We start from the raw sequence: 23437 nt of genomic DNA, 5'->3' as shown, positions 1-23437 counted from the left end.
TAACCGGTTTTAGAAAAAAAGAAGTAATGATTTCACTCTTTTAAGCTTCTAATGAAGAAATAAATTTCATAATAATAATATGAGAACCAGTTTTTTTTTGATATTATAATATAGATTCTTTTTAAGCGGCAGAAAGCTTGATATACATAGTGCACGAAAAACTTTGCCTTTGTAGAGAGATAAGTACAACCTGATGGGGGACTAACATATGTATTCACTTTGGAAGCGTTTCGTTAAAAAAGATGCTTCTTCCGATGTAACAAATAGGATTCAGCATATTAAACAGTTTGATGTTCCTCAGCATATCGCCATCATTATGGATGGGAACGGCCGTTGGGCCAAAAAGCGTGCATTGCCACGTGTGGCGGGTCATCATGAAGGAATGAAAACCGTTCGTAGAATTACGAAAGTTGCCAATAAATTAGGGGTCAAAACTTTGACGGTCTATGCGTTCTCCACTGAAAATTGGAAACGTCCGAAAAGTGAAGTCGACTTTTTGATGAAGCTTCCCCAGGAATTTCTTGGGACATTTTTACCCGAGCTCATTTCCGAAAATGTAAGAGTTGAAACGATTGGGGACTTGTCACTCATTCCGTCACATACTCAAAGTGCCGTTAAACGGGCAATGGAAGACACGAAAGACAATGATGGGATGATTCTGAATTTTGCCCTGAACTATGGAAGCCGTGGGGAGATTGTATCTGCAGTGAATAGCATCATTCAAGATGCTAAGAATGGTATAATAAAGGAAAATGTAACTGAGGAAATGCTATCCAATTACCTGATGACCAAACATTTGGCGGATCCTGATTTACTGATCCGTACAAGCGGTGAAATCCGTTTAAGTAATTTCATGCTTTGGCAGTCGGCTTATACGGAGCTGTGGTTTACTGAAGTGCTATGGCCGGATTTTAGTGAAGAGCATTTATTGCAGGCAGTTGAGGAGTATCAAAAGCGTTCACGAAGATTCGGTGGCGTTTAATGTAGAAGGCGAGGAAAATGGAATAATGAAACAACGAATTATTACGGCGGTCGTAGTTGCCGCTATCTTCATTCCACTAGTCATTTTAGGGGGCACTCCCTTTTTACTGACGGTTTATCTGTTAGCTTCAATTGGTTTGTATGAACTGATGAAAATGAAAAAGTTACGTGTACTATCTTTTGAAGCATTTCTTTCTCACATATTATTGTGGGTGCTTTTATTGCCTAATGAGCATACCGCTTTTTTGGCAGAAATAAATTACGATAAAGTTCAAGTCTTCTTAATCGGGGTTTTGCTGCTGTTACTTTATACAGTCGTTTCAAAAAACCGTTTTACCTTTGATGACGCAGGCTTTCTAGTGATTTCAATCCTATACTTGGGGATAGGTTTCTACTACCTATTTGAAACACGTGACTCTTTGGGGTTGGGGCTGATCTATATCCTGCTTACCCTATTTACGATCTGGGCAACCGATTCCGGAGCCTACTTCATTGGTAAATCACTTGGTAAAAGAAAGCTGTGGCCAGAAATAAGTCCAAACAAGACCGTGGAGGGATTCATCGGCGGGTTAATTTCCGCGATGGTAGTGGGTGTTCTGTTTTACGTCTTCTCCAGCCTTGTTTACACGTTATTACAATTATTATTGATTTCATTAATCATTGGGGTATTCGGCCAATTGGGTGATCTCGTCCAATCGGCGTATAAACGTCATTATGGCGTTAAGGATTCAGGGAAGCTTCTCCCTGGACATGGTGGAATTTTGGACAGGCTTGATAGTGTGATATTCATTTTACCGATTTTGCATTTATTGCATGTTTTATAATATAAATATAGGCAAGCGTTATATGAATTAGGAGATGAACAATTTGAAAAATATCAGCCTTTTGGGCGCGACAGGATCGATTGGTCAACAAACAGCGGATGTAGTTAGGTCCCATCCAGATCAATTCAAGATCGTGGCGCTTTCTGCTGGAAAGAATATAGAATTGGTCAGGACTTATATACAAGAGTTTGAACCGAAACTGGTTTCAGTCCAGACGGAAGAGGATTATCATGTTTTGAAAAGTGAATTCTCCAGCCGTAAAGATATCGAGTTCATGTATGGAGATGAGGGGTTGACTGCTGTTGCTGTTTATGATCAGGCGACGATATTGGTCAATGCCGTCATCGGAAGCGTGGGTCTTTATCCGACACTTCAAGCAATAAAGGCTAAAAAAGATATTGCTATCGCCAACAAGGAGACTTTGGTGACGGCAGGACATTTAGTCATAAGTGAAGCAAAAAAAGCGGGGGTCAGATTGTTGCCGGTTGACAGTGAGCATTCCGCTATTTTTCAGGCATTGCAAGGTGAAAAGGAAAAAAATATAGAACGTCTTGTCATTACTGCTTCAGGAGGCAGTTTTCGAGAACGGACCAGGGAAGAATTGAAGGATGTAACGGTGGAAGAGGCACTGAACCATCCAAACTGGTCAATGGGAGCTAAAATCACGATCGATTCAGCATCAATGATGAATAAAGGATTGGAAGTCATTGAGGCCCACTGGCTATTCGATCTTCCCTACGATAAAATTGATGTATTGCTACATAAGGAGAGCATCATCCATTCCATGGTTGAGTTTCATGACTCCAGCGTGATAGCACAACTGGGGACACCGGATATGCGGGTGCCGATACAATATGCACTTACTTATCCAGACCGCATTCCGCTAGCAGGTCGCAAACGACTTAACCTTGCTGAAGCAGGCAAACTGCATTTTAGGGATATGGATTTCACTAGATATCCTTGTTTGCAATTCGCTTATAAAGCAGGTAAAATGGGCGGAACGATGACTACTGTGTTGAATGCTGCCAATGAAGCCGCAGTCTCTGCATTCTTATATGGAAAGGTAACCTTCCTTGAAATAGAAACGTTAATTGAAAAAGCGCTGAATCAGCATTCCGTCATAGCCCTTCCAGATTTAGAAACAATTCAGGAAGTCGATATTATGACAAGGCAGTATATAGAATCTTTAGTGAAAGATAGGTGACCGGAACATGCAGACTTTAGAAACGATCATAGCGTTCATCATCATTTTTGGAGCTCTAGTATTTTTCCATGAGCTTGGGCACTTAGTGTTTGCAAAGCGAGCAGGAATTTTATGCCGTGAGTTCGCAATCGGTTTCGGGCCAAAAGTATTCACATATAAAAAGAAGGAAACCGTTTATACCATCCGATTGCTTCCTCTTGGCGGTTATGTGCGTATGGCTGGTGAAGACGCAGAGAATATAGAGTTGAAACCCGGCTATCGGGTGGGATTAATGTTTGATAATGATGAGAATGTTACAAAGATCATTTTGAATAATAAAGATAAATATCCTGATATTCGTCTTGTGGAAGTTGAAGTGATAGACCTGGATCATAAACTGATCCTTACTGGTTATGAAGAGGGCGAGGAAGATACGCTAAAAACGTTTGCCATTCATAAAGAAGCTGTGATCGTTGAAAATGGTGTAGAGAACCAGATTGCTCCTTTTGACCGGCAATTTGCCTCAAAGTCGCTTGGGCATCGTTTTCTGACGATTGTAGCTGGTCCGGCAATGAATTTCGTTTTGGCTTTTGTCATTTTTGTGTTGATCGGCCTGTTTCAAGGAGTCGTGGTGGATGAAGCGAAACTTGGTGAGTTGACTCCAGATGGTTCGGCTGTTAATGCCGGTTTAAAATCGGGGGATGTCATTCAATCCATAGAAGGGACGGAAGTCTCCACTTGGGGAGATGTTCAGGAAAGCATTCAAAAGAACCCTGGGCAAGAAATCGAGTTCGTCGTTGACAGGGACGGAAAAACATTAGAAGTACCGGTTGTTCCACAAGAAGTGGAAAGGGAAGGCAAGAAAATCGGGATTATCGGTGTATACCCGCCGGTTGAAAAAGCACCGATTAAAGCTATCCAATATGGTTTTACAGAAACTTATTTTTGGACAAAACAAATCTTCATCATCCTTGGTGACCTCGTAACGGGTGGGTTTACGATCGACAGTTTATCTGGTCCTGTAGGAATATATAAATCAACTGAGGAAGTGGCGAAACAAGGTTTATTCACGTTAATGAAATGGGCAGGGCTGCTCAGCATAAACCTGGGAATCATGAACCTGCTTCCGCTACCGGCATTGGATGGAGGAAGACTGTTATTCTTTGTGGTCGAATTCTTAAGAGGGAAACCGATTGATCGTCAAAAAGAAGGAATGGTCCACTTCATCGGCTTTGCTTTGCTGATGTTATTGATGATTGTCGTTACCTGGAATGATATCCAGCGATTCTTCCTGTAAATATGTTTGGATAATGCAAAAACAGGCCAGCAGAATTATCTGTTGGCCGTTTTCATATCCAAAGGGATTTCCTAGTTTTTTAACCGTTTTGGGGAAATTGTTTGTTTTCTAGGGAAATCGTAAGTATAATCGAGAATGAGTATATTAAATTAGCTTTTCTGAATAACGCGGAAAGTCTTTTTTGTATGAAATGACCGTATTAATGTTGCGGTGTCAAATTTACCGTAGCTGCAAGTAATTTAAAGGAAATATTGAAGAGGTGCAGATATGAAACAAAGTATGACGTTAATCCCTACATTGAGGGAAGTGCCTGCAGATGCTGAAATCAAAAGTCATCAGCTGCTATTACGTGCAGGATTTATGAGACAAAACTCCAGCGGGGTTTATAGTTTTATGCCGCTTGGAAAAAAGGTGCTTCAAAAGGTTGAGGCGATCGTTCGGGAAGAGATGGAAAATGCTGGTGCGGTAGAATTGTTGATGCCGGCTTTACAACAAGCCGAATTCTGGCAGGAATCTGGACGCTGGTATACCTATGGTCCAGAGTTGATGCGGCTTAAGGATCGCAACAACCGTGAATTTGCGCTTGGTGCCACACATGAAGAAGTGATAACCAGCTTAGTTCGCGATGAAGTGAAATCCTATAAGCGTCTCCCGTTGACGGTTTACCAAATCCAAACCAAATTCCGTGATGAAAAAAGACCGCGTTTCGGATTGTTGCGTGGACGGGAGTTCATCATGAAGGATGCTTATTCTTTCCATGCTAATCAAGAAAGCCTGGATGCTGTTTATAAAAATTTATACGCGGCATATTCGAATATATTTAGCCGTTGTGGGTTGAACTTCCGTGCTGTCATTGCCGATTCTGGGGCAATGGGTGGTAAGGATACACATGAATTCATGGTCCTGTCTGAAATAGGGGAGGATACCATCGCATATTCGGATACTTCCGATTATGCAGCCAATATTGAAATGGCACCTGTCAGTGTAAAATATGAAAAAAGCAGCGAAGAACAAATTGCACTTGAAAAAATTCATACACCAGGTCAAAAATCGATTGAAGAAGTTGCATCATTCTTGAATACTGATGCAGCGAAACTAATAAAATCATTATTGTTTAAAGTGGATGAAAAGTATGTGCTAGTTTTGGTACGAGGAGATCATGAAGTCAATGATATCAAGCTGAAGAATTTCTATAACGCTTCAATTGTTGATTTGGTCGATCCAAATGAGACGAAGGAAGTCTTAGGGTGTACAATTGGATCACTTGGACCAATAAAAGTCACTTCTGAAGTGGAAGTGATTGCGGATGTTGCCGTCGAAGTCATGGTTAATGGAGTTTGTGGTGCAAATGAGGAAGACCACCATTATGTGAACGTAAATCCCGCTCGTGATTTTAATGTGGCCAATTATATAGATCTTCGTTTCATCAAAGAGGGTGATCCATCACCGGACGGAAACGGAAAAATCAAATTTGCCAAAGGGATTGAGGTAGGCCACGTATTCAAACTGGGAACTAAATATTCCGAAGCTATGAATGCGACATTCCTAGATGAGAATGGACGGTCGCAGCCTATGATCATGGGATGTTATGGTATTGGGGTTTCCCGTACACTTGCAGCTGTTGCTGAACAATTCAACGATGAAAAAGGATTGGTCTGGCCAGCGAATTTAGCGCCATACCAAGTCCATTTGATTCCAATCAATATGAAAGATGGGGCTCAGGCTGCCCTGGCAGAAGATTTATATAATGATTTAAAGGCACAAGGCATGGAAGTTCTAATGGATGATCGTCAAGAACGTGCGGGTGTAAAATTCGCAGACTCTGACTTGATCGGTCTTCCTGTCAGGGTGACTGTTGGTAAAAAGGCATCCGACGGAATTGTCGAAGTGAAAATCCGTAAAACGGGTGAGGTTCTTGAACTCGAAAGAGCTGAACTAACTCAAAAGCTTCACGAAATACTGGGATAATTTAAAAATGGGGGAACTAGGCATCATTCAATAGGATGATGCCTTTCCTTTTCATGGATTTGGATACTAGTGAAACATTCATGATATGTTATAATAGCCTCTGATATCAAAACGAAAATGATAGTGAATAATATCTAAAGAGATAGTAGATAGGGGAGAGAGGGAATGGATCAAAATCCAAATAGCGGTAGAGAGAGATTTCAACTCTTGCTCCAGCAAATGGACTTGACCGAGGATGCCTTTGTGAATTATTTCATTGGTGCCGAAATTGATAAACTCTCAATCGAGAGGGAGTCCAAAACTTGGCATTTTGCCTTTAATATACCTGCTTTAATTCCTTGCAGTGTTCATACAAGACTTGCTACTCATCTAGCAAGTACGTTTTCCCATATTGCAAAGGTCACATTCAACTTGAATGTGGCCAATCCGCAAGTGACCGAACAATTGGTAAAAGAGTATTGGAAAAACTGCATTGGCGAGCTTGAAGGCATGTCTCCAGCACTGTTGTCGCTACTGAATGAACAAGTGCCAACGGTAAATGGATATAAGCTTATCGTAAGCGCCCGAAATGATACGGAGGCTGGTCAGTTAAAACGAAAATACTCTGGCATCATTTCTAATATCTACCAAACATTCGGTTTTCCTCCGTTGACACTTGAAGCGGAAGTGAAGGAAACGGTTTCGAATCCAGATTACCAAAAGTTTTTAGAAGAGAAACAAAAGGAAGACACGGAAAAGGGACTTGCTGCGCTAGTGGAAATGCAGAAGAAAGAATCGGATAAAGGCGGCGACGATGGCGTCTACGAAGGACCGGTTAAAATTGGCTATACGATTAAAGAAGATGCCGATTTCCGCAGAATAGAACAAATTATCGATGAAGAGCGCAGGATTGCTATCGAAGGCTTCGTATTTGATGCAGAAGTGCGTGAGTTACGGAGCGGACGAAGCCTGTTGACATTTAAAGTCACGGATTACACGAGCTCGATATTGGTCAAAATGTTTTCGCGTGATAAAGAAGATGCCGCCATACTTGCCCGAGTGAAAAAAGGGATGTGGGTACGTGCCCAAGGCAGCATCCAAAATGATACATTCGTACGTGACCTTGTAATGATCGCAAATGATATAAATGAGATTTCTAAACAAGGACGGCAGGATAAGGCCCCAGAAGGAGAAAAGCGTGTAGAACTGCATTTGCACACCCCAATGAGCCAGATGGATGCAGTGACGCCTACTTCAGCGCTTGTTGCCCAGGCTGCAAAGTGGGGGCATAAGGCTGTGGCCATTACAGATCATGCGGGAGCACAATCATTCCCTGAAGCTTATAGTGCCGGGAAAAAGAATGGTATTAAAATCCTCTATGGCGTCGAAGTGAATCTTGTGGATGATGGTGTACCCATCGTTTATAATGAGGCACATATCACTTTGGCAGATGCCACCTATGTTGTTTTTGACGTAGAGACGACAGGTCTGTCTGCCGTTTATGATACGATCATTGAATTTGCGGCAGTGAAAATTCGTGACGGTGACATCATTGATCGATTCGAGTCATTTGCTAATCCGCATCACCCACTATCCAATACGACGATAGAATTGACTGGAATCACTGATGATCTCGTAGAAAATGCTCCAGAGGTCTCGGAAGTGCTAGAAAAGTTCAAGGACTGGGCGGGCGATGCGATCCTGGTTGCCCACAACGCAGCCTTCGATATGGGGTTTTTGAATATAGGTTATAAAAACTTGGGTTATCCTAAAGCTTCCAATCCTGTTCTTGATACATTGGAACTTGCCCGTTTCTTATATCCGGAGTTTAAAAATCACCGTTTAAATACACTATGTAAGAAGTTCGATATTGATTTGACCCAGCATCATAGGGCCATTTATGATGCCGAAGCTACAGGTTACCTTATGCTGAAGATGCTGAAGGATGCAATGGAAAAGGAGATTACCCATCATGATCAACTTAATGACAATATGGGTAAAGGAAATGCTTATCAGCGTTCCCGGCCGTCCCATTGTACGCTGATCGCGCAAACACAGGCTGGCTTAAAAAACCTTTTTAAATTAATTTCAATTTCACACATCGATTATTTCTATCGTGTTCCGCGATTACCGCGCTCACAACTTAAAAAGTATCGTGAAGGAATCCTTGTCGGATCGGGATGCGATAAAGGCGAAGTTTTTGAAGGGATGATGCAGAAGGGTTTTGAGGAAGTCGTCGATATCGCCGAGTTCTACGATTATCTGGAAATCCATCCGAAGGAAGTGTATCAGCATTTAATCGAGCTTGAATATGTACGGGATGATAAATCATTAGAAACGATCATCTCCAATATCGTCAAGCTTGGTGAAAAATTGGATAAGCCAGTCGTTGCCACGGGAAATGTGCACTATTTGGATCCGAATGATAAAATTTACCGTAAAATCCTTGTGAATTCACAAGGCGGCGCTAATCCGCTCAATCGTCATAAGCTACCTGACGTACATTTTCGGACAACGGATGAAATGCTTCGGGAATTCTCTTTCCTAGGTTCTGAGAAGGCCAAAGAGGTCGTGGTGACCAACACGAATAAAATCGCGGATATGATTGAAGATATAAAGCCTATCAAGGATGAGTTATACACACCTAAAATTGAAGGTGCAGATGAAGAGATGCGTGAAATGAGTTATGGCATGGCAAGGAAGATTTATGGAGAAAACCTGCCGGAAATCGTGGAAGCCCGTCTTGAGAAAGAATTGAAAAGCATCATCGGCCACGGTTTTGCCGTTATTTATTTGATTTCTCACAAACTTGTTAAAAAATCATTGAATGATGGTTATCTAGTTGGCTCAAGGGGATCTGTTGGATCATCTTTCGTTGCCACCATGACTGAAATTACAGAAGTGAACCCTCTGCCGCCGCATTATGTATGTCCTGAATGCAAGAAATCCGAATTCTTCAATGACGGTTCTGTAGGTTCCGGGTTTGACCTGCCCGATAAAGACTGTCCCGATTGCGGCATCGCTTATACAAAAGACGGGCATGATATCCCGTTTGAAACTTTCCTTGGATTTAAAGGGGATAAGGTTCCGGATATTGACTTGAACTTCTCCGGTGAATATCAGCCGAAGGCCCATAACTATACGAAGGTCTTATTCGGTGAAGAATATGTATATCGTGCCGGAACGATTGGTACGGTCGCTGAAAAAACGGCTTATGGATATGTAAAAGGGTATTCCTCTGATAATAACATCCATATGCGAGGAGCCGAGACTGATCGCCTTGTTGCCGGTTGTACTGGTGTGAAAAGGACGACTGGACAGCACCCGGGCGGAATCATCGTTGTTCCGGATTATATGGATATCTATGATTTCACACCAATTCAGTTTCCTGCGGATGACCGGAATTCTGAGTGGAAAACAACTCACTTTGATTTCCATTCCATTCACGATAATATTTTGAAACTTGATATACTTGGACACGATGATCCGACTGTGATCCGGATGCTTCAAGATTTAAGTGGCATCGATCCAAAGACCGTTCCTACCGATGATCCGGAAGTAATGAAAATATTCAGCAGTACTGAATCTTTAGGAGTTACCGAAGAACAGATCATGTGTAAAACGGGTACGCTTGGCATCCCGGAATTTGGTACGCGTTTTGTCCGGCAGATGCTTGAAGATACGAAACCTACGACTTTTTCCGAGCTTGTTCAGATTTCAGGCCTTTCCCACGGTACGGATGTATGGCTGAGCAATGCACAGGAACTGATCCACAACCGGATTTGTACACTAAGTGAGGTTATAGGCTGCCGGGATGATATTATGGTCTATCTGATCTATCAAGGTCTCGATCCTTCCCTAGCGTTTAAAATCATGGAATCTGTACGTAAAGGGAAAGGGCTCTCGGAGGAATTCGAAGAGGAAATGAGGAAAAATGAGGTGCCGGAATGGTATATCGATTCTTGTAAGAAGATTAAATACATGTTCCCGAAAGCCCATGCTGCAGCTTACGTCTTAATGGCTGTCCGGATTGCCTATTTTAAAGTGCATCTGCCCTTATTATATTATGCAGCCTATTTCACAGTACGTGCCGATGATTTTGAAATCAACGCCATGACACGGGGGTCGCAAGCGATCAAAGCAAAAATGGAAGAAATCATGGTAAAGGGATTGGATGCATCCACAAAGGAAAAGAATACATTGACGGTTCTTGAACTAGCTTTGGAAATGTGTGAACGAGGATTTTCATTCGCTAAAGTCGACTTGTACAAATCCAGTGCAGATCAATTCTTAATTGAAGGGAACACTTTGATTCCACCTTTCAATTCGATACCAGGTCTTGGAACGAATGCGGCGATCAATATCGTCAACGCGCGGGAAAATGGTGAATTCCTCTCCAAAGAAGACCTTCAACAACGGGGTAAGGTTTCGAAGACCATCCTTGAATACCTTGATAAACAAGGCTGTCTGGAGTCATTGCCTGAACAAAATCAGTTATCTTTATTTTAAAGAGGAAACGGATTTCAAAAAGGAAGAAACAGACATGATATTTGCATAAATATCTTGATTATGGTATATTTTTATTGGAAATACTAAGAGGAACCAATGGCAAGAGTGGGGAAACCCACTCTTTCGTGTTGTATTGACCATTTAATTTTGAATCCGAAACCAAGCGCATACAACGCACGTATGGAGGAAACAAATGAGTAAAAAGGTAACGGAAGTCGTAGAGGAATTAGCATTACCAATTCTTGAGGAATTGCAGCTTGAATTAGTCGAAGTGGAGTATGTGAAGGAAGGTAAAAGCTGGTTCCTTCGAGTGTACATTGATAAAGAAACAGGCGTAGATATTGATGATTGCGGAAATGTGAGTGAAAAACTCAGTGAAAAGCTTGATGAGGTTGATCCGATTCCACAAAATTATTTTCTCGAAGTTTCATCACCCGGAGCTGAAAGGCCTCTGAAAAAAGAGAAGGATTTCCTTAATGCTATCGGTAAAAATGTTTACATAAAAACATACGAGCCCATTTTAGATGAAAAAGAATTCGAAGGAATCTTAACCAGTTTCGATGGTGAAGAAGTGACACTCGAAGTCAGAATCAAGACAAGAAAGAAAACGATCGTCATACCATTCGAAAAGGTAGCCAAAGCAAGATTGGCGATTACCTTCTCTTAATTCAAGCAAATCATTAATTTAAATATCCGTAAGGGGGATCACCATGGGCAATGAGTTATTGGATGCTCTCTATATTTTAGAAAACGAAAAAGGAATTTCCAGGGAGGTTTTGATCGACGCGATTGAATCTGCCCTTATATCGGCATATCGCCGTAACTTTAACCAAGCACAAAATGTACGTATCGACTTGAATCTTGGTAAAGGAACAATGCGTGTATTTGCCAGAAAAGACGTTGTTGACGAAGTGTTCGATTCACGTCTGGAAATTTCTGTTGAAGAAGCAAGAGCAATTGATCCCAACTATCAGTTAGAGGATGTTGTCGAAATGGAAGTAACACCTAAGGATTTCGGCCGTATTGCTGCACAAACAGCAAAACAAGTCGTCACTCAAAGGGTGCGTGAAGCGGAACGGGGCATCATTTATGCCGAATTCATCGATCGTGAAGAGGATATCATGACTGGTATCGTTCAACGACAGGACTCCCGATTCATTTATGTGAGCCTAGGTAAAATCGAGGCTTTGCTCCCGGTGAATGAGCAAATGCCGAATGAACAGTATAAACCTCATGACCGCATTAAAGTTTTCATCACTAAAGTTGAAAAGACTTCCAAGGGCCCGCAAATTTTTGTATCCCGTTCACATCCTGGCCTTTTAAAACGTCTATTCGAAATCGAAGTGCCTGAAATTTTCGATGGAACGGTAGAGATTAAGTCAGTTGCCCGCGAAGCAGGCGACCGTTCAAAAATCTCCGTGCACTCCGATAACGAAGAAGTCGATCCTGTCGGTTCCTGTGTAGGCCAAAAAGGCCAGCGTGTTCAGGCCATCGTCAACGAATTGAAAGGTGAAAAGATCGATATCGTCAAATGGTCGGAGAATCCGGTCATTTTCGTTGCGAATGCTTTAAGCCCTTCAAAAGTACTTGAGGTCATTGTTAAAGAAGAGGAAAAGGCCACGACTGTAATCGTTCCGGATTATCAACTCTCCCTGGCAATTGGCAAGCGTGGACAAAATGCCCGGTTAGCTGCCAAGCTTACAGGCTGGAAAATTGATATCAAGAGTGAAACGGAAGCCCGCGAAGCTGGTATATATCCTGTGGAAGAACAGGAATTCCTTTTGAGCAGAGATAGTTATGTTACTGAAGAGGAAACAGATTTCGAAGAGGATAACGAGTAATTCGAGGTGAAAAAAGATGAATAGCCGAAAAAAAATCCCGATGCGTAAATGTGTGGCAACAGGCGAAATGAAGCCGAAGAAAGAACTCATTCGCATCGTACGATCTAAAGAAGGGGAAGTCAGCCTGGATCCGACCGGTAAGAAATCTGGAAGGGGAGCTTATTTAACTCTTGATCGGGATGTTATCGAGCTGGCCAAAAAGAAAAATGTGCTGGCTAATCACCTTAGTACCCAAATCGATTCTTCCCTTTATGAACAATTGCTTGAATTAGTGAATAAGGAGAAAAACTAACACCATGACCCAACAACAACAATGGATGTCTCTATTAGGTTTGGCCAATCGAGCACGCAAGCTAATTTCGGGTGAAGAATTAGTGGTTAAAGAGATTAGAAGCGGTAATGCCAAAGTTGTTATTTTATCCGCGGACGCTTCAAAAAACACTGAAAAAAAAATATCTGATAAGTGCGCATTTTATCAGGTTCCTTTAAAAAGAGTCGAAAGCAGGTCATTGCTCGGCCATGCGATAGGTAAGGATGCTAGAGTTGCCGTCGCAGTTCTGGATGAAGGTTTTGCACAAAAACTCCGAACGCTGCTCGATTAAATTTTACGGGGGTGAACGTATGACAAAATTGCGTGTATATGAATATGCAAAACAAAAGAACGTTTCAAGCAAGGATGTAATAAATAAACTTAAAGAAATGAATATAGAGGTAACAAACCATATGACAGCATTAGACGATTCAACTGTAAATAAATTAAACGATTCAATCAAACCTAAAAACGAAGATAAAAGCCAAGAACCAAAAGCTAACGCTACGGTGGCGAAGTACGAAGCTGAAGCGGATGAAAAAAGCACAGTCAATAAAGAAAAACTGAAGAAGAAACCACCAGTTAAACCTGTTGGGACGAAAAAACCAACAGGTCAGTTCAACAAGAATCGCAATAACAAGAATAAAAATAATAAACAAAGACAACAAGCGCCTCAGGCACCTGTAACAAAACGTAAAGAAAGAGAACTTCCAGAGAAAATTACGTTTTATGAGTCTTTGACTGTTATGGAACTTGGGAAAAAACTGCACCGTGAACCTTCTGAAATCATTAAAAAGCTCTTTATGCTTGGTGTTATGGCAACAATCAACCAAACTTTGGATAAAGATGCAATTGAATTGATTTGTGCGGAATACGGTGTAGTGGCCGAAGAAGAGATTCGTGTCGACCTAACAGACCTTGAATCACTTGTCACTGAGGACGCTTCTGAAGATTTGATTGAACGTCCGGCTGTCGTGACGATCATGGGGCACGTTGACCATGGTAAAACGACATTGCTTGATTCCATACGCCATACAAAAGTTACCGAAGGCGAAGCGGGCGGAATCACTCAGCATATCGGTGCTTATCAAGTTAAAGTTAACGATAAGAAAATAACATTCCTGGATACACCAGGTCATGCTGCGTTTACAACAATGCGTGCCCGCGGTGCACAAGTTACCGATATCACCATTCTTGTCGTCGCTGCGGATGATGGCGTAATGCCTCAAACGATTGAAGCGATCAACCATGCTAAAGCGGCAGAAGTTCCAATTATCGTCGCTGTCAATAAGATGGATAAAGAAGCCGCAAATCCGGACCGTGTCATGCAAGAATTGACAGAACATGGTTTAGTTTCTGAAGCATGGGGCGGAGACACAATTTTCGTACCAATTTCAGCTAAGAACGGTGAGGGTATCGATAGCTTGCTTGAAATGATTCTTCTTGTCAGTGAAGTGGAGGAGTATAAAGCGAATCCAGCTCGTAAAGCAAATGGAACGGTTATCGAAGCACGTTTGGATAAAGGGCGCGGATCGGTTGCCACATTGCTAGTTCAAAACGGAACGTTGAAAATCGGTGATCCGATTGTTATCGGTAATACATTCGGACGTGTTCGTGCGATGGTTAACGATCTTGGACGCCGTGTTAAGGATGCTGGTCCTTCAACACCGGTTGAAATCACTGGATTGAACGAAGTGCCACAAGCCGGCGATCGTTTCATCGTCTTTGAAGATGAGAAAACGGCCCGTCAAGTTGGGGAAGTGCGTGCACAGAGACAACTTGCTTCACAACGCAATGAGAAATCCCGTGTAACCCTGGATACTTTGTTCGAACAAATGAAAGAAGGGGAAATTAAAGAATTGAACATCATTCTAAAAGCTGATGTTCAAGGTTCTGCGGAAGCAGTAGCCGCTTCCCTGAATAAAATAGAAGTGGAAGGCGCTAAAGTGAAAATCATTCACATTGGCGTTGGTGCCATTACAGAGTCTGACATCATCCTTGCTACAGCTTCGAATGCAATCGTCATCGGATTTAATGTCCGTCCTGACGTGAATGCGAAGCGTGCAGCAGAATCAGAAAATGTTGATGTCCGCCTTCACCGCATCATCTATAAAGCGATCGAAGAAATCGAGTCGGCTATGAAAGGGATGCTTGACCCTGAATTCGAAGAAAAAATTATCGGTCAGGCTGAAGTTCGTACGACTTTCAAAGTATCCAAGGTAGGTACGATTGCCGGTTCTTACGTTACAGAAGGAAAAATTACACGTGATAGCGGAATTCGCTTAATTCGTGAAGGTGTCGTCATTTACGAAGGTGAAATTGATGCATTGAAACGTTTTAAAGATGATGTTAAAGAAGTGGCAACGAACTATGAGTGTGGTATTACGATTAAAAATTACAACGACCTTAAAGAAGGCGATGTAATTGAAGCGTATGTAATGGAAGAGATCGAACGTAAATGATCGTTGGCTCTGTCCAATGTGAATGCATCATCCATGACACCCATTCTTTAAAAGAAAAAAGGGCCGTGCTTCAGCGTGTCATGACACGGCTTAAGCAGAAGTTTAACATTTCTGTAGCAGAGACCGATTTTCAGGATTTATGGCAGCGGACAAAGATTTCGATCGTAACCGTAACATCCTCAAGGAAGGCTACTGAACGGGAACTTCAAAATGCCCTTAAATTTCTAGATTCTTTTCCGGAACTAGAGCGAACAATAACAGATATAGACTGGCTTTAGGCTATCGAGGTGATATTATGAGCCTTCGTTCAAATCGTGTTGGCGAACAAATGAAAAAAGAGCTGAGTGAAATTATCGGCCGAAAAATTAAAGATCCAAGAATCGGGTTTGTTACAGTGACTGATGTCGCGGTTACAGGCGATTTACAACAGGCAACAGTTTATATTTCCGTTTTGGGTGACCAGGAACAAAGGGAGAAAACCCTGCAAGGTCTAGCTAAGGCAAAAGGATTCATGCGTTCAGAAATTGGGCAGCGAATCCGCCTGCGCAAAACCCCTGAGCTGTTTTTTGAATTTGATGAATCGGTCGATTATGGTAATCGTATCGAGTCGTTGATTTCCCAAATCAATTCAGAGGATAAACCGGCTGAAAAAGACGAGGAATAAGCAAGCAGTAAAAGGGAGGCCGACTCAATAAGTGCTTTGCACTTCTTGAAGTCGGTCTCTTTTTTTTGAAAACCGAATATGAAAAAAGGAAAAACACCTTTCGGAATGGGCTTCATAATAGTTTAAGGTGTTTTATAAAAGATGAGGTGAAAGCGTGAACGGTATTCTTCCATTATGGAAACCCAAGGGATTGACATCCCATGATTGTGTTTTTAAATTAAGAAAGATTTTAAAGACAAAAAAGGTTGGGCACACAGGTACTTTAGATCCTGATGTAACAGGGGTTTTACCTATTTGTATTGGCAGGGCAACAAAGATAGCTGAATATTTGACAGAAGCCGGTAAAGCGTATGAAGGGGAAGTGACCCTTGGTTTTTCAACAACGACTGAAGACGCAAGCGGTGAAAAAGTCGAAGAGAAAAAGATTGATCAAGTGATTCAGCGTAAACGGATTCTGGAAGTTCTTGAATCATTGACTGGGAAAATTGAACAGACCCCGCCGATGTTTTCAGCGGTAAAGGTAAACGGTAAGAAATTATATGAATATGCCCGTGCAGGGATAGAAGTGGAGAGGCCGACAAGGGAGGTCACCATCTATGATATCACCCTCCTCGATGATCGTTCTGAATTTAAAGGGGAAACCATATCTTTTCGTTTTCGCGTAAAATGCAGCAAAGGGACGTATATTCGGACGCTTGCAGTCATGATAGGTGAAGAACTGGGTTTTCCTGCCCATATGTCAGACTTGACACGTATTGAATCAGCAGGTTTTAAGCAGGAGGACTGTTTTACATTTGCTGAAGTGGAAGAGTTCATGGAAAGTGGTCAAACGGAAGAATTTCTGTTGCCTTTGGAGCGGGGATTATTTCATTTGCCCAAATTTCAGATTAGTGATAAAGTAGCAAAGAAAGTACTTAACGGCGCGGTATTGGAACAAACAAAGGATGTTGTTGTTGAAAAAGGAAAGCCTTTTGTGATGGTCGATCCAGCAGATAAGGCCATTGCCATTTATCAAATACACCCGACAAAAGAGGGATTAATTAAACCTGTAAAAGTATTGGCACAAGAAATATAGACCGTTTTACCGCCGGAAAGAGGAGATTGAAAGGTGAAAGTGATCGCAATAGAGCATCCTCATCAATTTAATTCGGATGATTTTCCCGAGCTTGTGATGGCGCTTGGATTTTTTGATGGTATACATAAAGGTCATCAGATTGTTATTCAAACCGCCAAGCAAAAAGCCGATGAAATGAATCTTAAGTCAGCAGTCATGACATTTGACCCGCATCCTTCAGCAGTACTGGGTAGGAAAACGGAAAATATCCGCTATATCACTCCACTTGAAGATAAGGTGGATATCATAGAGTCGATGGGGATCGATTATTTATTCATTGTCCATTTCAGCAAGGAATTTGCTTCGGTACTGCCGGAACGGTTCGTTGACGAATATATTGCCGGGCTGAATGTCCGTCATGTAGTTGCAGGCTTTGATTATTCATACGGTCGCTATGGTCAAGGGTCGATGGAAGATTTGCCTGTTTACGCACAGGGCAGATTTTCGCAGACAGTCGTTGAAAAACAGACACTTGAAGATGAAAAGGTTAGCTCGACAAGAATCAGGGAAACTCTCGGAAATGGCAACTTTTCCGACTTTTATCATTTGGCAGGCCGACGCTATTTAACGAAAGGTCATGTCGTTCACGGTGAAAAGCGGGGCAGGAAGCTGGGTTTCCCCACCGCTAATATTGAAGTAAGTGACGATTATATCTTCCCTGCTGCAGGCGTATATGCCGTCAGGATCAAAATAAGCGGTAAATGGTATAATGGAGTTTGCAATGTCGGTTACAAACCTACGTTCCACGACGAAAAACCTGAATATCCAACTGTAGAGGTTCATGCCTTGGAGTTCTCGGGGGATATTTATGGCAACCAGGTTTCGGTTGAATGGCATACAAGACTTCGGAGCGAGCAGAAATTTTCCGGACTTGAAGCATTGGTCGCTCAGATCGAAACGGATAAGCAAAATGCATTAGCCTATTTTGCAAAGCTTGAAGCTTAAAAAGACAAGACTTGCAATTTTAATGAAAAACATGTATTCTATTGTATGTATGAAAATAACCATTGCTTGGCTAGTCGAGACTCCGACGCTGGCTCGGTAATAGGTGATTTTACAGAATTTTAGGAGGAATATTAACATGGCAATTACACAAGTACGCAAAAACGAACTTATCGCTGAGTTCAGAACTCACGATACTGACACTGGATCTCCAGAAGTTCAAATCGCAGTATTAACAGAAGAAATCAACAACTTGAACGATCACTTACGCACACACAAAAAAGACCACCATTCACGTCGCGGTCTTCTAAAAATGGTAGGTAAACGTCGTAATCTTTTAACTTACCTACGTAACAAAGACGTTACTCGTTACCGTACACTAATTAACAAATTAGGTCTACGTAGATAATTTTTTCAGGAAGGCGGGAAATTTCCCGCTTTTTTGATGTTAATCAAATGATTTGGACGTTTTCTACTTAAGGCTGGGCCTTCGTCCTTGGGACTCGGCAGGAGCCGGGTCCTTTTCCATTTATAAATGATCAGGATATACATAATCAAATGAATGAAATTTTTATTCATTTTACTGTTAATGCTTGTTTTTTTCGTGCATAATAGGAATAGTTTGGTTTTAACTTGAGTTCAGTTACTTTCACATATAAATGATTTAATCCAATACAGGTTTAGGTAAACTAAGCCTCTAAGTGAAGATTCAGAGAGGGGTTTAATAAATGGGACAGGAAAAACATACGTATTCATTTGACTGGGCCGGCCGTAATGTAACGGTAGAGATAGGGCAATTAGCCAAACAAGCGAACGGGGCAGTTTTAGTCCGTTATGGAGAAACTGCTGTATTAAGTACCGCGACAGCTTCGAAAGAACCTAGAAATGTTGACTTCTTTCCTTTGACAGTCAACTACGAGGAAAGACTTTATGCAGTCGGTAAAATTCCGGGAGGCTTCATCAAACGTGAAGGGAGACCGAGTGAAAGGGCAATTCTTGCAAGCCGTTTAATCGATCGTCCAATCCGTCCGCTTTTCGCCGATGGCTTTAGGAACGATGTTCAGATCATCAGCATGGTCATGAGTGTCGATCAAGATTGCTCTACGGAAATGGCAGCCATGCTAGGTTCTTCCCTTGCACTTTCAGTTTCCGATATTCCGTTCGAAGGTCCGATTGCTGGAGTTGTAGTGGGGAGAATCAATAATGAATTCATTATTAACCCTACTGTTGACCAACTAGCTAAAAGTGACATCAATCTGACGGTTGCCGGCACTAAAGATGCTATCAACATGGTTGAAGCCGGAGCAAATGAAGTACCAGAGGAAACCATGCTTGAAGCAATCATGTTTGGACATGATGAAATCAAGAAAATCATTGCATTCCAAGAGAAAATCGTTGCTGAAATCGGCAAGGAAAAAATGCAGGTCACTTTATACCAAGTGGATGCGGTACTGGAAGCAGAAGTGAAAGGCCTATGTGAAGCAGACTTGAACAAAGCTGTACAAGTTCAGGAAAAACATGCTCGTGAAGACGCGATCAAAGAAGTAAAAGATCGTGTGTTGGTTCATTATGAAGAAGAAGCTGATGAAGAAAAATTAAAGCAAATCAAAGAAATCCTGAATAAATTGGTCAAATCCGAAGTCCGCCGTTTGATCACGGAAGAAAAAGTGCGCCCGGATGGCCGTAACCCTGACGAAATCAGACCATTATCATCTGAAGTCACCATTCTGCCCCGTACACATGGTTCCGGATTGTTCACGCGCGGACAAACCCAAGCGCTATCCATCTGTACATTAGGTGCACTTGGTGATGTGCAGATTCTGGACGGACTTGGAACCGAAGAGTCAAAACGTTTTATGCATCACTATAATTTCCCGCATTTCAGTGTAGGTGAAACCGGTCCTATCCGTGGGGCAGGACGCCGTGAAATCGGTCATGGTGCACTTGGAGAAAGAGCATTGGAGCCTGTCATTCCAAACGATAAAGACTTCCCATATACAATCAGACTTGTTTCGGAAGTCCTTGAATCGAACGGTTCAACTTCACAAGCAAGTATCTGTGCAAGCACTTTGGCAATGATGGATGCCGGTGTTCCATTGAAAGCTCCAGTTGCCGGTATTGCCATGGGACTTGTCAAAACAGGTGAGCACTATACAATCTTAACGGATATTCAAGGTATGGAAGATCATCTGGGAGACATGGACTTTAAAGTCGCAGGGACTTCAAAAGGTGTTACTGCCCTACAAATGGATATTAAGATTGAGGGACTTTCAAGAGAGATTCTTGAAGAAGCATTACTTCAAGCCAAACATGGCCGGATGCACATTTTGGAATCAATGATGTCAACAATCAATCAACCGCGTGAGCAGTTATCCAAATATGCCCCAAAAATCGTTACAATGTCCATCAATCCGGATAAGATCCGTGATGTCATTGGGCCGAGCGGAAAACATATCAACAAAATCATTGAAGAAACTGGGGTGAAAATCGACATCGAACAAGATGGAACGGTATTCATATCTTCTACTGATGAACCAATGATCCAAAAAGCGAAGAAAATCATTGAGGATATCGTACGTGAAGTCGTAGTGGGCGAACTATACTTAGGTAAAGTTAAACGTATCGAAAAGTTCGGTGCCTTCGTTGAAATCTTCAATGGTAAAGACGGTTTGGTACATATTTCTGAACTGGCTGAAGAAAGAGTCGGAAAAGTGGAAGATGTCGTTTCACTTGGCGATGAATTATTGGTCAAAGTTACTGAGATCGATAAGCAAGGAAGGGTAAACCTTTCCCGTAAAGCAGTCTTGAAAGAGCAAAAAGAGGCAGCAAACCCTTCTCAATCGTAATGAAATATGAAAATCCGGCATGCGATTCCTTGTGAATCTGCATGCTTTTTTTGTTTAAAGGTATTGGAATATCCATAGTACGAATGGCGTTAAAAGGATGTCATGTTCTACCTTGTCCGTTTTCTTCATACATTTTGGTATGAAGGGGGCGTAAAAAATGAATAATAAATGGAAGCAGATAGTTGCGATAAGTGCCATTGCAGGTATATCATGGTTATTAGTGCAAAATCCATATACACAAATTTATCTGACCCAATTAACCGATGATTCAGTTGCTTCAATGAAGCAAGAAGACGAGCTTCTTTTACAAATAAAAGAATCAACAAAAAAATATGAGATTGCACCACAGGATGCACGAATAGATTCTGTTTGGAAAACCGTTCCTGCATATAACGGCCTGAAAGTAAATATTGATGATTCGTATAAAGCCATGAAGAAGGAGGGCGTGTTCGATAAGGATAAGCTGGTATTTCAGCAGGTCCCTGCAAAGATACATATGGAGGATCTGGATCCGGCTCCCATTTACCGGGCCCATCCCGAAAAGCCAGTTGTTTCATTTTTAATCAATGTGGCCTGGGGGAATGAATACTTACAAGATATGTTGGCCGTGTTAAAAAAGAATAATGTCAAGGCCACTTTTTTCCTTGAAGGTAATTGGACCAAGAAAAATCCTGAATTGGCCAAGATGATTAAGGGTGGCGGGCATGAAATTGGAAATCATTCTTATTCACATCCAGATATGAAAAACATATCCGCACAAGCTACACGTGAGGAAATTCGCAAAACGAATGAAGTCATTGAAGCGGTGACAGGTTTGAAAATGAAATGGTTCGCACCGCCAAGTGGAAGCTACCGGGATGAAACGGTGAAAATCGCGGATTCTTTCGGTATGGAGACCGCCATGTGGAGTGTGGATACGATCGACTGGCAAAAGCCAAGCCCTGAAGTCCTTCAACAAAGAGTGCTTTCTAAGGTACACCCTGGAGCATTTATATTGATGCATCCGACTGAATCTACTGCAAAATCATTGGAAACGTTAATAATTGAAATAAAAAAGAAAGATTTAGATGTTGTTACCATTTCGGAAGCAGTAGATGAAGAGCGATCGAATCCATAATGTATTAGTAACGATAGCAGCATAGAATGATTGGGAGGAATGTTAGTTGATTAAGAAATACACGTGTCAAAATGGAGTTAGAATTGTATTGGAAAATATTCCAACTGTACGTTCAGCAGCAATTGGAGTATGGATCAAAACAGGTTCAAGAAATGAAACACCAGAATTGAATGGGGTTTCACATTTCCTGGAGCATATGTTCTTCAAAGGGACAACTACGAGAAATGCGCGTGAAATTGCCGAGTCGTTCGATAGTATTGGTGGACAGGTGAATGCATTCACTTCAAAAGAATATACATGCTATTATGCTAAAGTAATGGATAACCATGCAAGTTATGCGCTTGAAATCCTTGCTGATATGTTCTTCAACTCAACATTTGATGGGGAAGAATTGAAAAAAGAAAAAAATGTCGTCTATGAAGAAATCAAAATGTACGAAGACACACCCGATGACATTGTCCATGACCTTTTAAGCAAGGCGGTATATGAAAATCACCCCCTTGGTTATCCAATACTAGGGACGGAAAATACGCTTGAAACTTTCAATAGTGATACATTAAAAAAATACGTCCATGACATGTATACACCCGATAAAGTAGTCGTGTCCATTGCTGGGAATGTGGATGAAAAATTGATCAAGGAAGTCGAAAGCTACTTTGGCTCGTATCAAGGAGGGAAAGACCGTCTTGAATTGGTCAAACCTTCCTTCCATGAAAATAGGATCACCCGTAAAAAAGATACGGAACAAGCTCACTTATGCCTAGGTTATAACGGATTGGAAATCGGCAATGATAAAACATACAGCCTGATTACCTTGAATAATATTCTTGGAGGAAGCATGAGCAGCCGCCTATTCCAGGACGTCAGGGAGCAACGCGGCCTAGCCTATTCCGTTTACTCTTATCATTCCAGCTATCAAGATAGCGGTATGGTGACAGTATATGGGGGGACAGGCACAAATCAGCTTGACAGCCTGTATGAAACCATTCAGGAAACATTGGATACTTTAAAAAGGGATGGCATAACGGAAAAGGAATTACGGAATAGTAAAGAGCAGCTTAAAGGAAGCTTGATGCTCAGCCTTGAAAGCACGAATAGCCGCATGAGCCGGAACGGAAAAAATGAGCTTATGTTGGGTGAGCACCGTTCACTAGATGATATCATCATCAAGATTGACGAAGTGACAGAGGATACCGTCAATGAATTGGCTAATCAGATCTTTACGAAACATTCCTTGTCATTAGTGAGCCCGCTGGAAAACTGGGACAAATAATTACGAAAAAGTCTGGACCTTCCTTTTATTAAGGGGAGGTCAGGCTTTTTTTTGAAGGAGTGAGGGTCCAGTATCATGGACAATATTTGGATAAATGCCTTCTAAGTTTACCTTTTTCGGATATAGA

19 protein-coding genes are annotated in these 23437 nt (G+C 41.8%); all 19 read left to right on the top strand.

Annotation, left to right across the window (positions count from 1 at the left end):
* Positions 1 to 208 precede the first annotated feature (208 nt).
* The 19 genes from ACIQYG_RS15630 to ACIQYG_RS15540 all read left to right on the top strand — a co-directional run bounded on the left by ACIQYG_RS15630 (position 209) and on the right by ACIQYG_RS15540 (position 23310).
* Complete coding sequence (locus ACIQYG_RS15630; RefSeq protein ID WP_402839461.1) at positions 209 to 982, top strand: undecaprenyl pyrophosphate synthase; 774 nt, start codon at positions 209 to 211, stop codon at positions 980 to 982.
* Positions 983 to 1007: 25 nt separating this feature from the next.
* The gene (locus ACIQYG_RS15625) at positions 1008 to 1805 is read left to right on the top strand and encodes a phosphatidate cytidylyltransferase (RefSeq protein ID WP_402839459.1); all 798 of its coding nucleotides are present in this window, start codon (positions 1008 to 1010) and stop codon (positions 1803 to 1805) included.
* A gap of 43 nt (positions 1806 to 1848) precedes the next feature.
* Entirely contained in the window at positions 1849 to 3009 is a 1161-nt protein-coding gene (gene dxr, locus ACIQYG_RS15620; RefSeq protein WP_402839457.1) for a 1-deoxy-D-xylulose-5-phosphate reductoisomerase, read from the top strand.
* 7 nt (positions 3010 to 3016) lie between these two features.
* Positions 3017 to 4285 (top strand): RIP metalloprotease RseP, encoded by a 1269-nt coding sequence (gene rseP, locus ACIQYG_RS15615; RefSeq protein ID WP_034313629.1) that lies wholly within the window; start codon positions 3017 to 3019, stop codon positions 4283 to 4285.
* Positions 4286 to 4552: 267 nt separating this feature from the next.
* Entirely contained in the window at positions 4553 to 6253 is a 1701-nt protein-coding gene (locus tag ACIQYG_RS15610; RefSeq protein ID WP_402839454.1) for a proline--tRNA ligase, read from the top strand.
* Positions 6254 to 6418: 165 nt separating this feature from the next.
* Complete coding sequence (locus ACIQYG_RS15605; RefSeq protein ID WP_402839452.1) at positions 6419 to 10741, top strand: PolC-type DNA polymerase III; 4323 nt, start codon at positions 6419 to 6421, stop codon at positions 10739 to 10741.
* A 193-nt stretch (positions 10742 to 10934) separates the two neighbouring features.
* Positions 10935 to 11408 (top strand): ribosome maturation factor RimP, encoded by a 474-nt coding sequence (gene rimP, locus ACIQYG_RS15600; protein WP_063231836.1) that lies wholly within the window; start codon positions 10935 to 10937, stop codon positions 11406 to 11408.
* 43 nt (positions 11409 to 11451) lie between these two features.
* A complete protein-coding gene (gene nusA, locus ACIQYG_RS15595) occupies positions 11452 to 12582 on the top strand; it encodes a transcription termination factor NusA (RefSeq protein ID WP_048684764.1) in 1131 nt (376 codons plus the stop codon).
* Positions 12583 to 12598: 16 nt separating this feature from the next.
* A complete protein-coding gene (gene rnpM / locus ACIQYG_RS15590; RefSeq protein ID WP_061462443.1) occupies positions 12599 to 12874 on the top strand; it encodes an RNase P modulator RnpM in 276 nt (91 codons plus the stop codon).
* 4 nt (positions 12875 to 12878) lie between these two features.
* Positions 12879 to 13184, top strand: a complete 306-nt coding sequence (locus tag ACIQYG_RS15585; protein WP_034313614.1) for a YlxQ family RNA-binding protein — start codon at positions 12879 to 12881, stop codon at positions 13182 to 13184.
* Positions 13185 to 13203: 19 nt separating this feature from the next.
* Positions 13204 to 15354, top strand: a complete 2151-nt coding sequence (gene infB, locus ACIQYG_RS15580) for a translation initiation factor IF-2 (protein ID WP_402839448.1) — start codon at positions 13204 to 13206, stop codon at positions 15352 to 15354.
* Complete coding sequence (locus ACIQYG_RS15575) at positions 15351 to 15632, top strand: DUF503 domain-containing protein (protein WP_034313609.1); 282 nt, start codon at positions 15351 to 15353, stop codon at positions 15630 to 15632. Before infB ends, ACIQYG_RS15575 begins: the two co-directional genes overlap by 4 nt.
* Before the next feature lie 17 nt (positions 15633 to 15649).
* Positions 15650 to 16018 carry a 30S ribosome-binding factor RbfA gene (rbfA, locus tag ACIQYG_RS15570; RefSeq protein WP_034313607.1) on the top strand — a complete coding sequence of 123 codons (369 nt, stop codon included), beginning with the start codon at positions 15650 to 15652 and terminating at the stop codon, positions 16016 to 16018.
* A 154-nt stretch (positions 16019 to 16172) separates the two neighbouring features.
* Positions 16173 to 17093, top strand: coding sequence for a tRNA pseudouridine(55) synthase TruB (gene truB / locus ACIQYG_RS15565; protein ID WP_402839446.1), 921 nt, complete (start codon positions 16173 to 16175; stop codon positions 17091 to 17093).
* A gap of 33 nt (positions 17094 to 17126) precedes the next feature.
* Positions 17127 to 18077 carry a bifunctional riboflavin kinase/FAD synthetase gene (gene ribF / locus ACIQYG_RS15560; protein WP_402839444.1) on the top strand — a complete coding sequence of 317 codons (951 nt, stop codon included), beginning with the start codon at positions 17127 to 17129 and terminating at the stop codon, positions 18075 to 18077.
* Positions 18078 to 18213: 136 nt separating this feature from the next.
* Positions 18214 to 18483 carry a 30S ribosomal protein S15 gene (gene rpsO / locus ACIQYG_RS15555; RefSeq protein WP_034313598.1) on the top strand — a complete coding sequence of 90 codons (270 nt, stop codon included), beginning with the start codon at positions 18214 to 18216 and terminating at the stop codon, positions 18481 to 18483.
* 319 nt (positions 18484 to 18802) lie between these two features.
* Positions 18803 to 20920 carry a polyribonucleotide nucleotidyltransferase gene (gene pnp / locus ACIQYG_RS15550; RefSeq protein ID WP_402839442.1) on the top strand — a complete coding sequence of 706 codons (2118 nt, stop codon included), beginning with the start codon at positions 18803 to 18805 and terminating at the stop codon, positions 20918 to 20920.
* Positions 20921 to 21077: 157 nt separating this feature from the next.
* Positions 21078 to 22037, top strand: a complete 960-nt coding sequence (locus tag ACIQYG_RS15545; RefSeq protein WP_402839441.1) for a polysaccharide deacetylase family protein — start codon at positions 21078 to 21080, stop codon at positions 22035 to 22037.
* Positions 22038 to 22083: 46 nt separating this feature from the next.
* Positions 22084 to 23310 carry a M16 family metallopeptidase gene (locus ACIQYG_RS15540; RefSeq protein ID WP_402839439.1) on the top strand — a complete coding sequence of 409 codons (1227 nt, stop codon included), beginning with the start codon at positions 22084 to 22086 and terminating at the stop codon, positions 23308 to 23310.
* Positions 23311 to 23437 lie beyond the last annotated feature (127 nt).

This window comes from Peribacillus sp. NPDC096622 (assembly GCF_044762665.1).
Lineage (GTDB): Bacteria > Bacillota > Bacilli > Bacillales > DSM-1321 > Peribacillus > Peribacillus frigoritolerans_B.
This window is presented reverse-complemented; position numbering and strand designations above follow the sequence as displayed.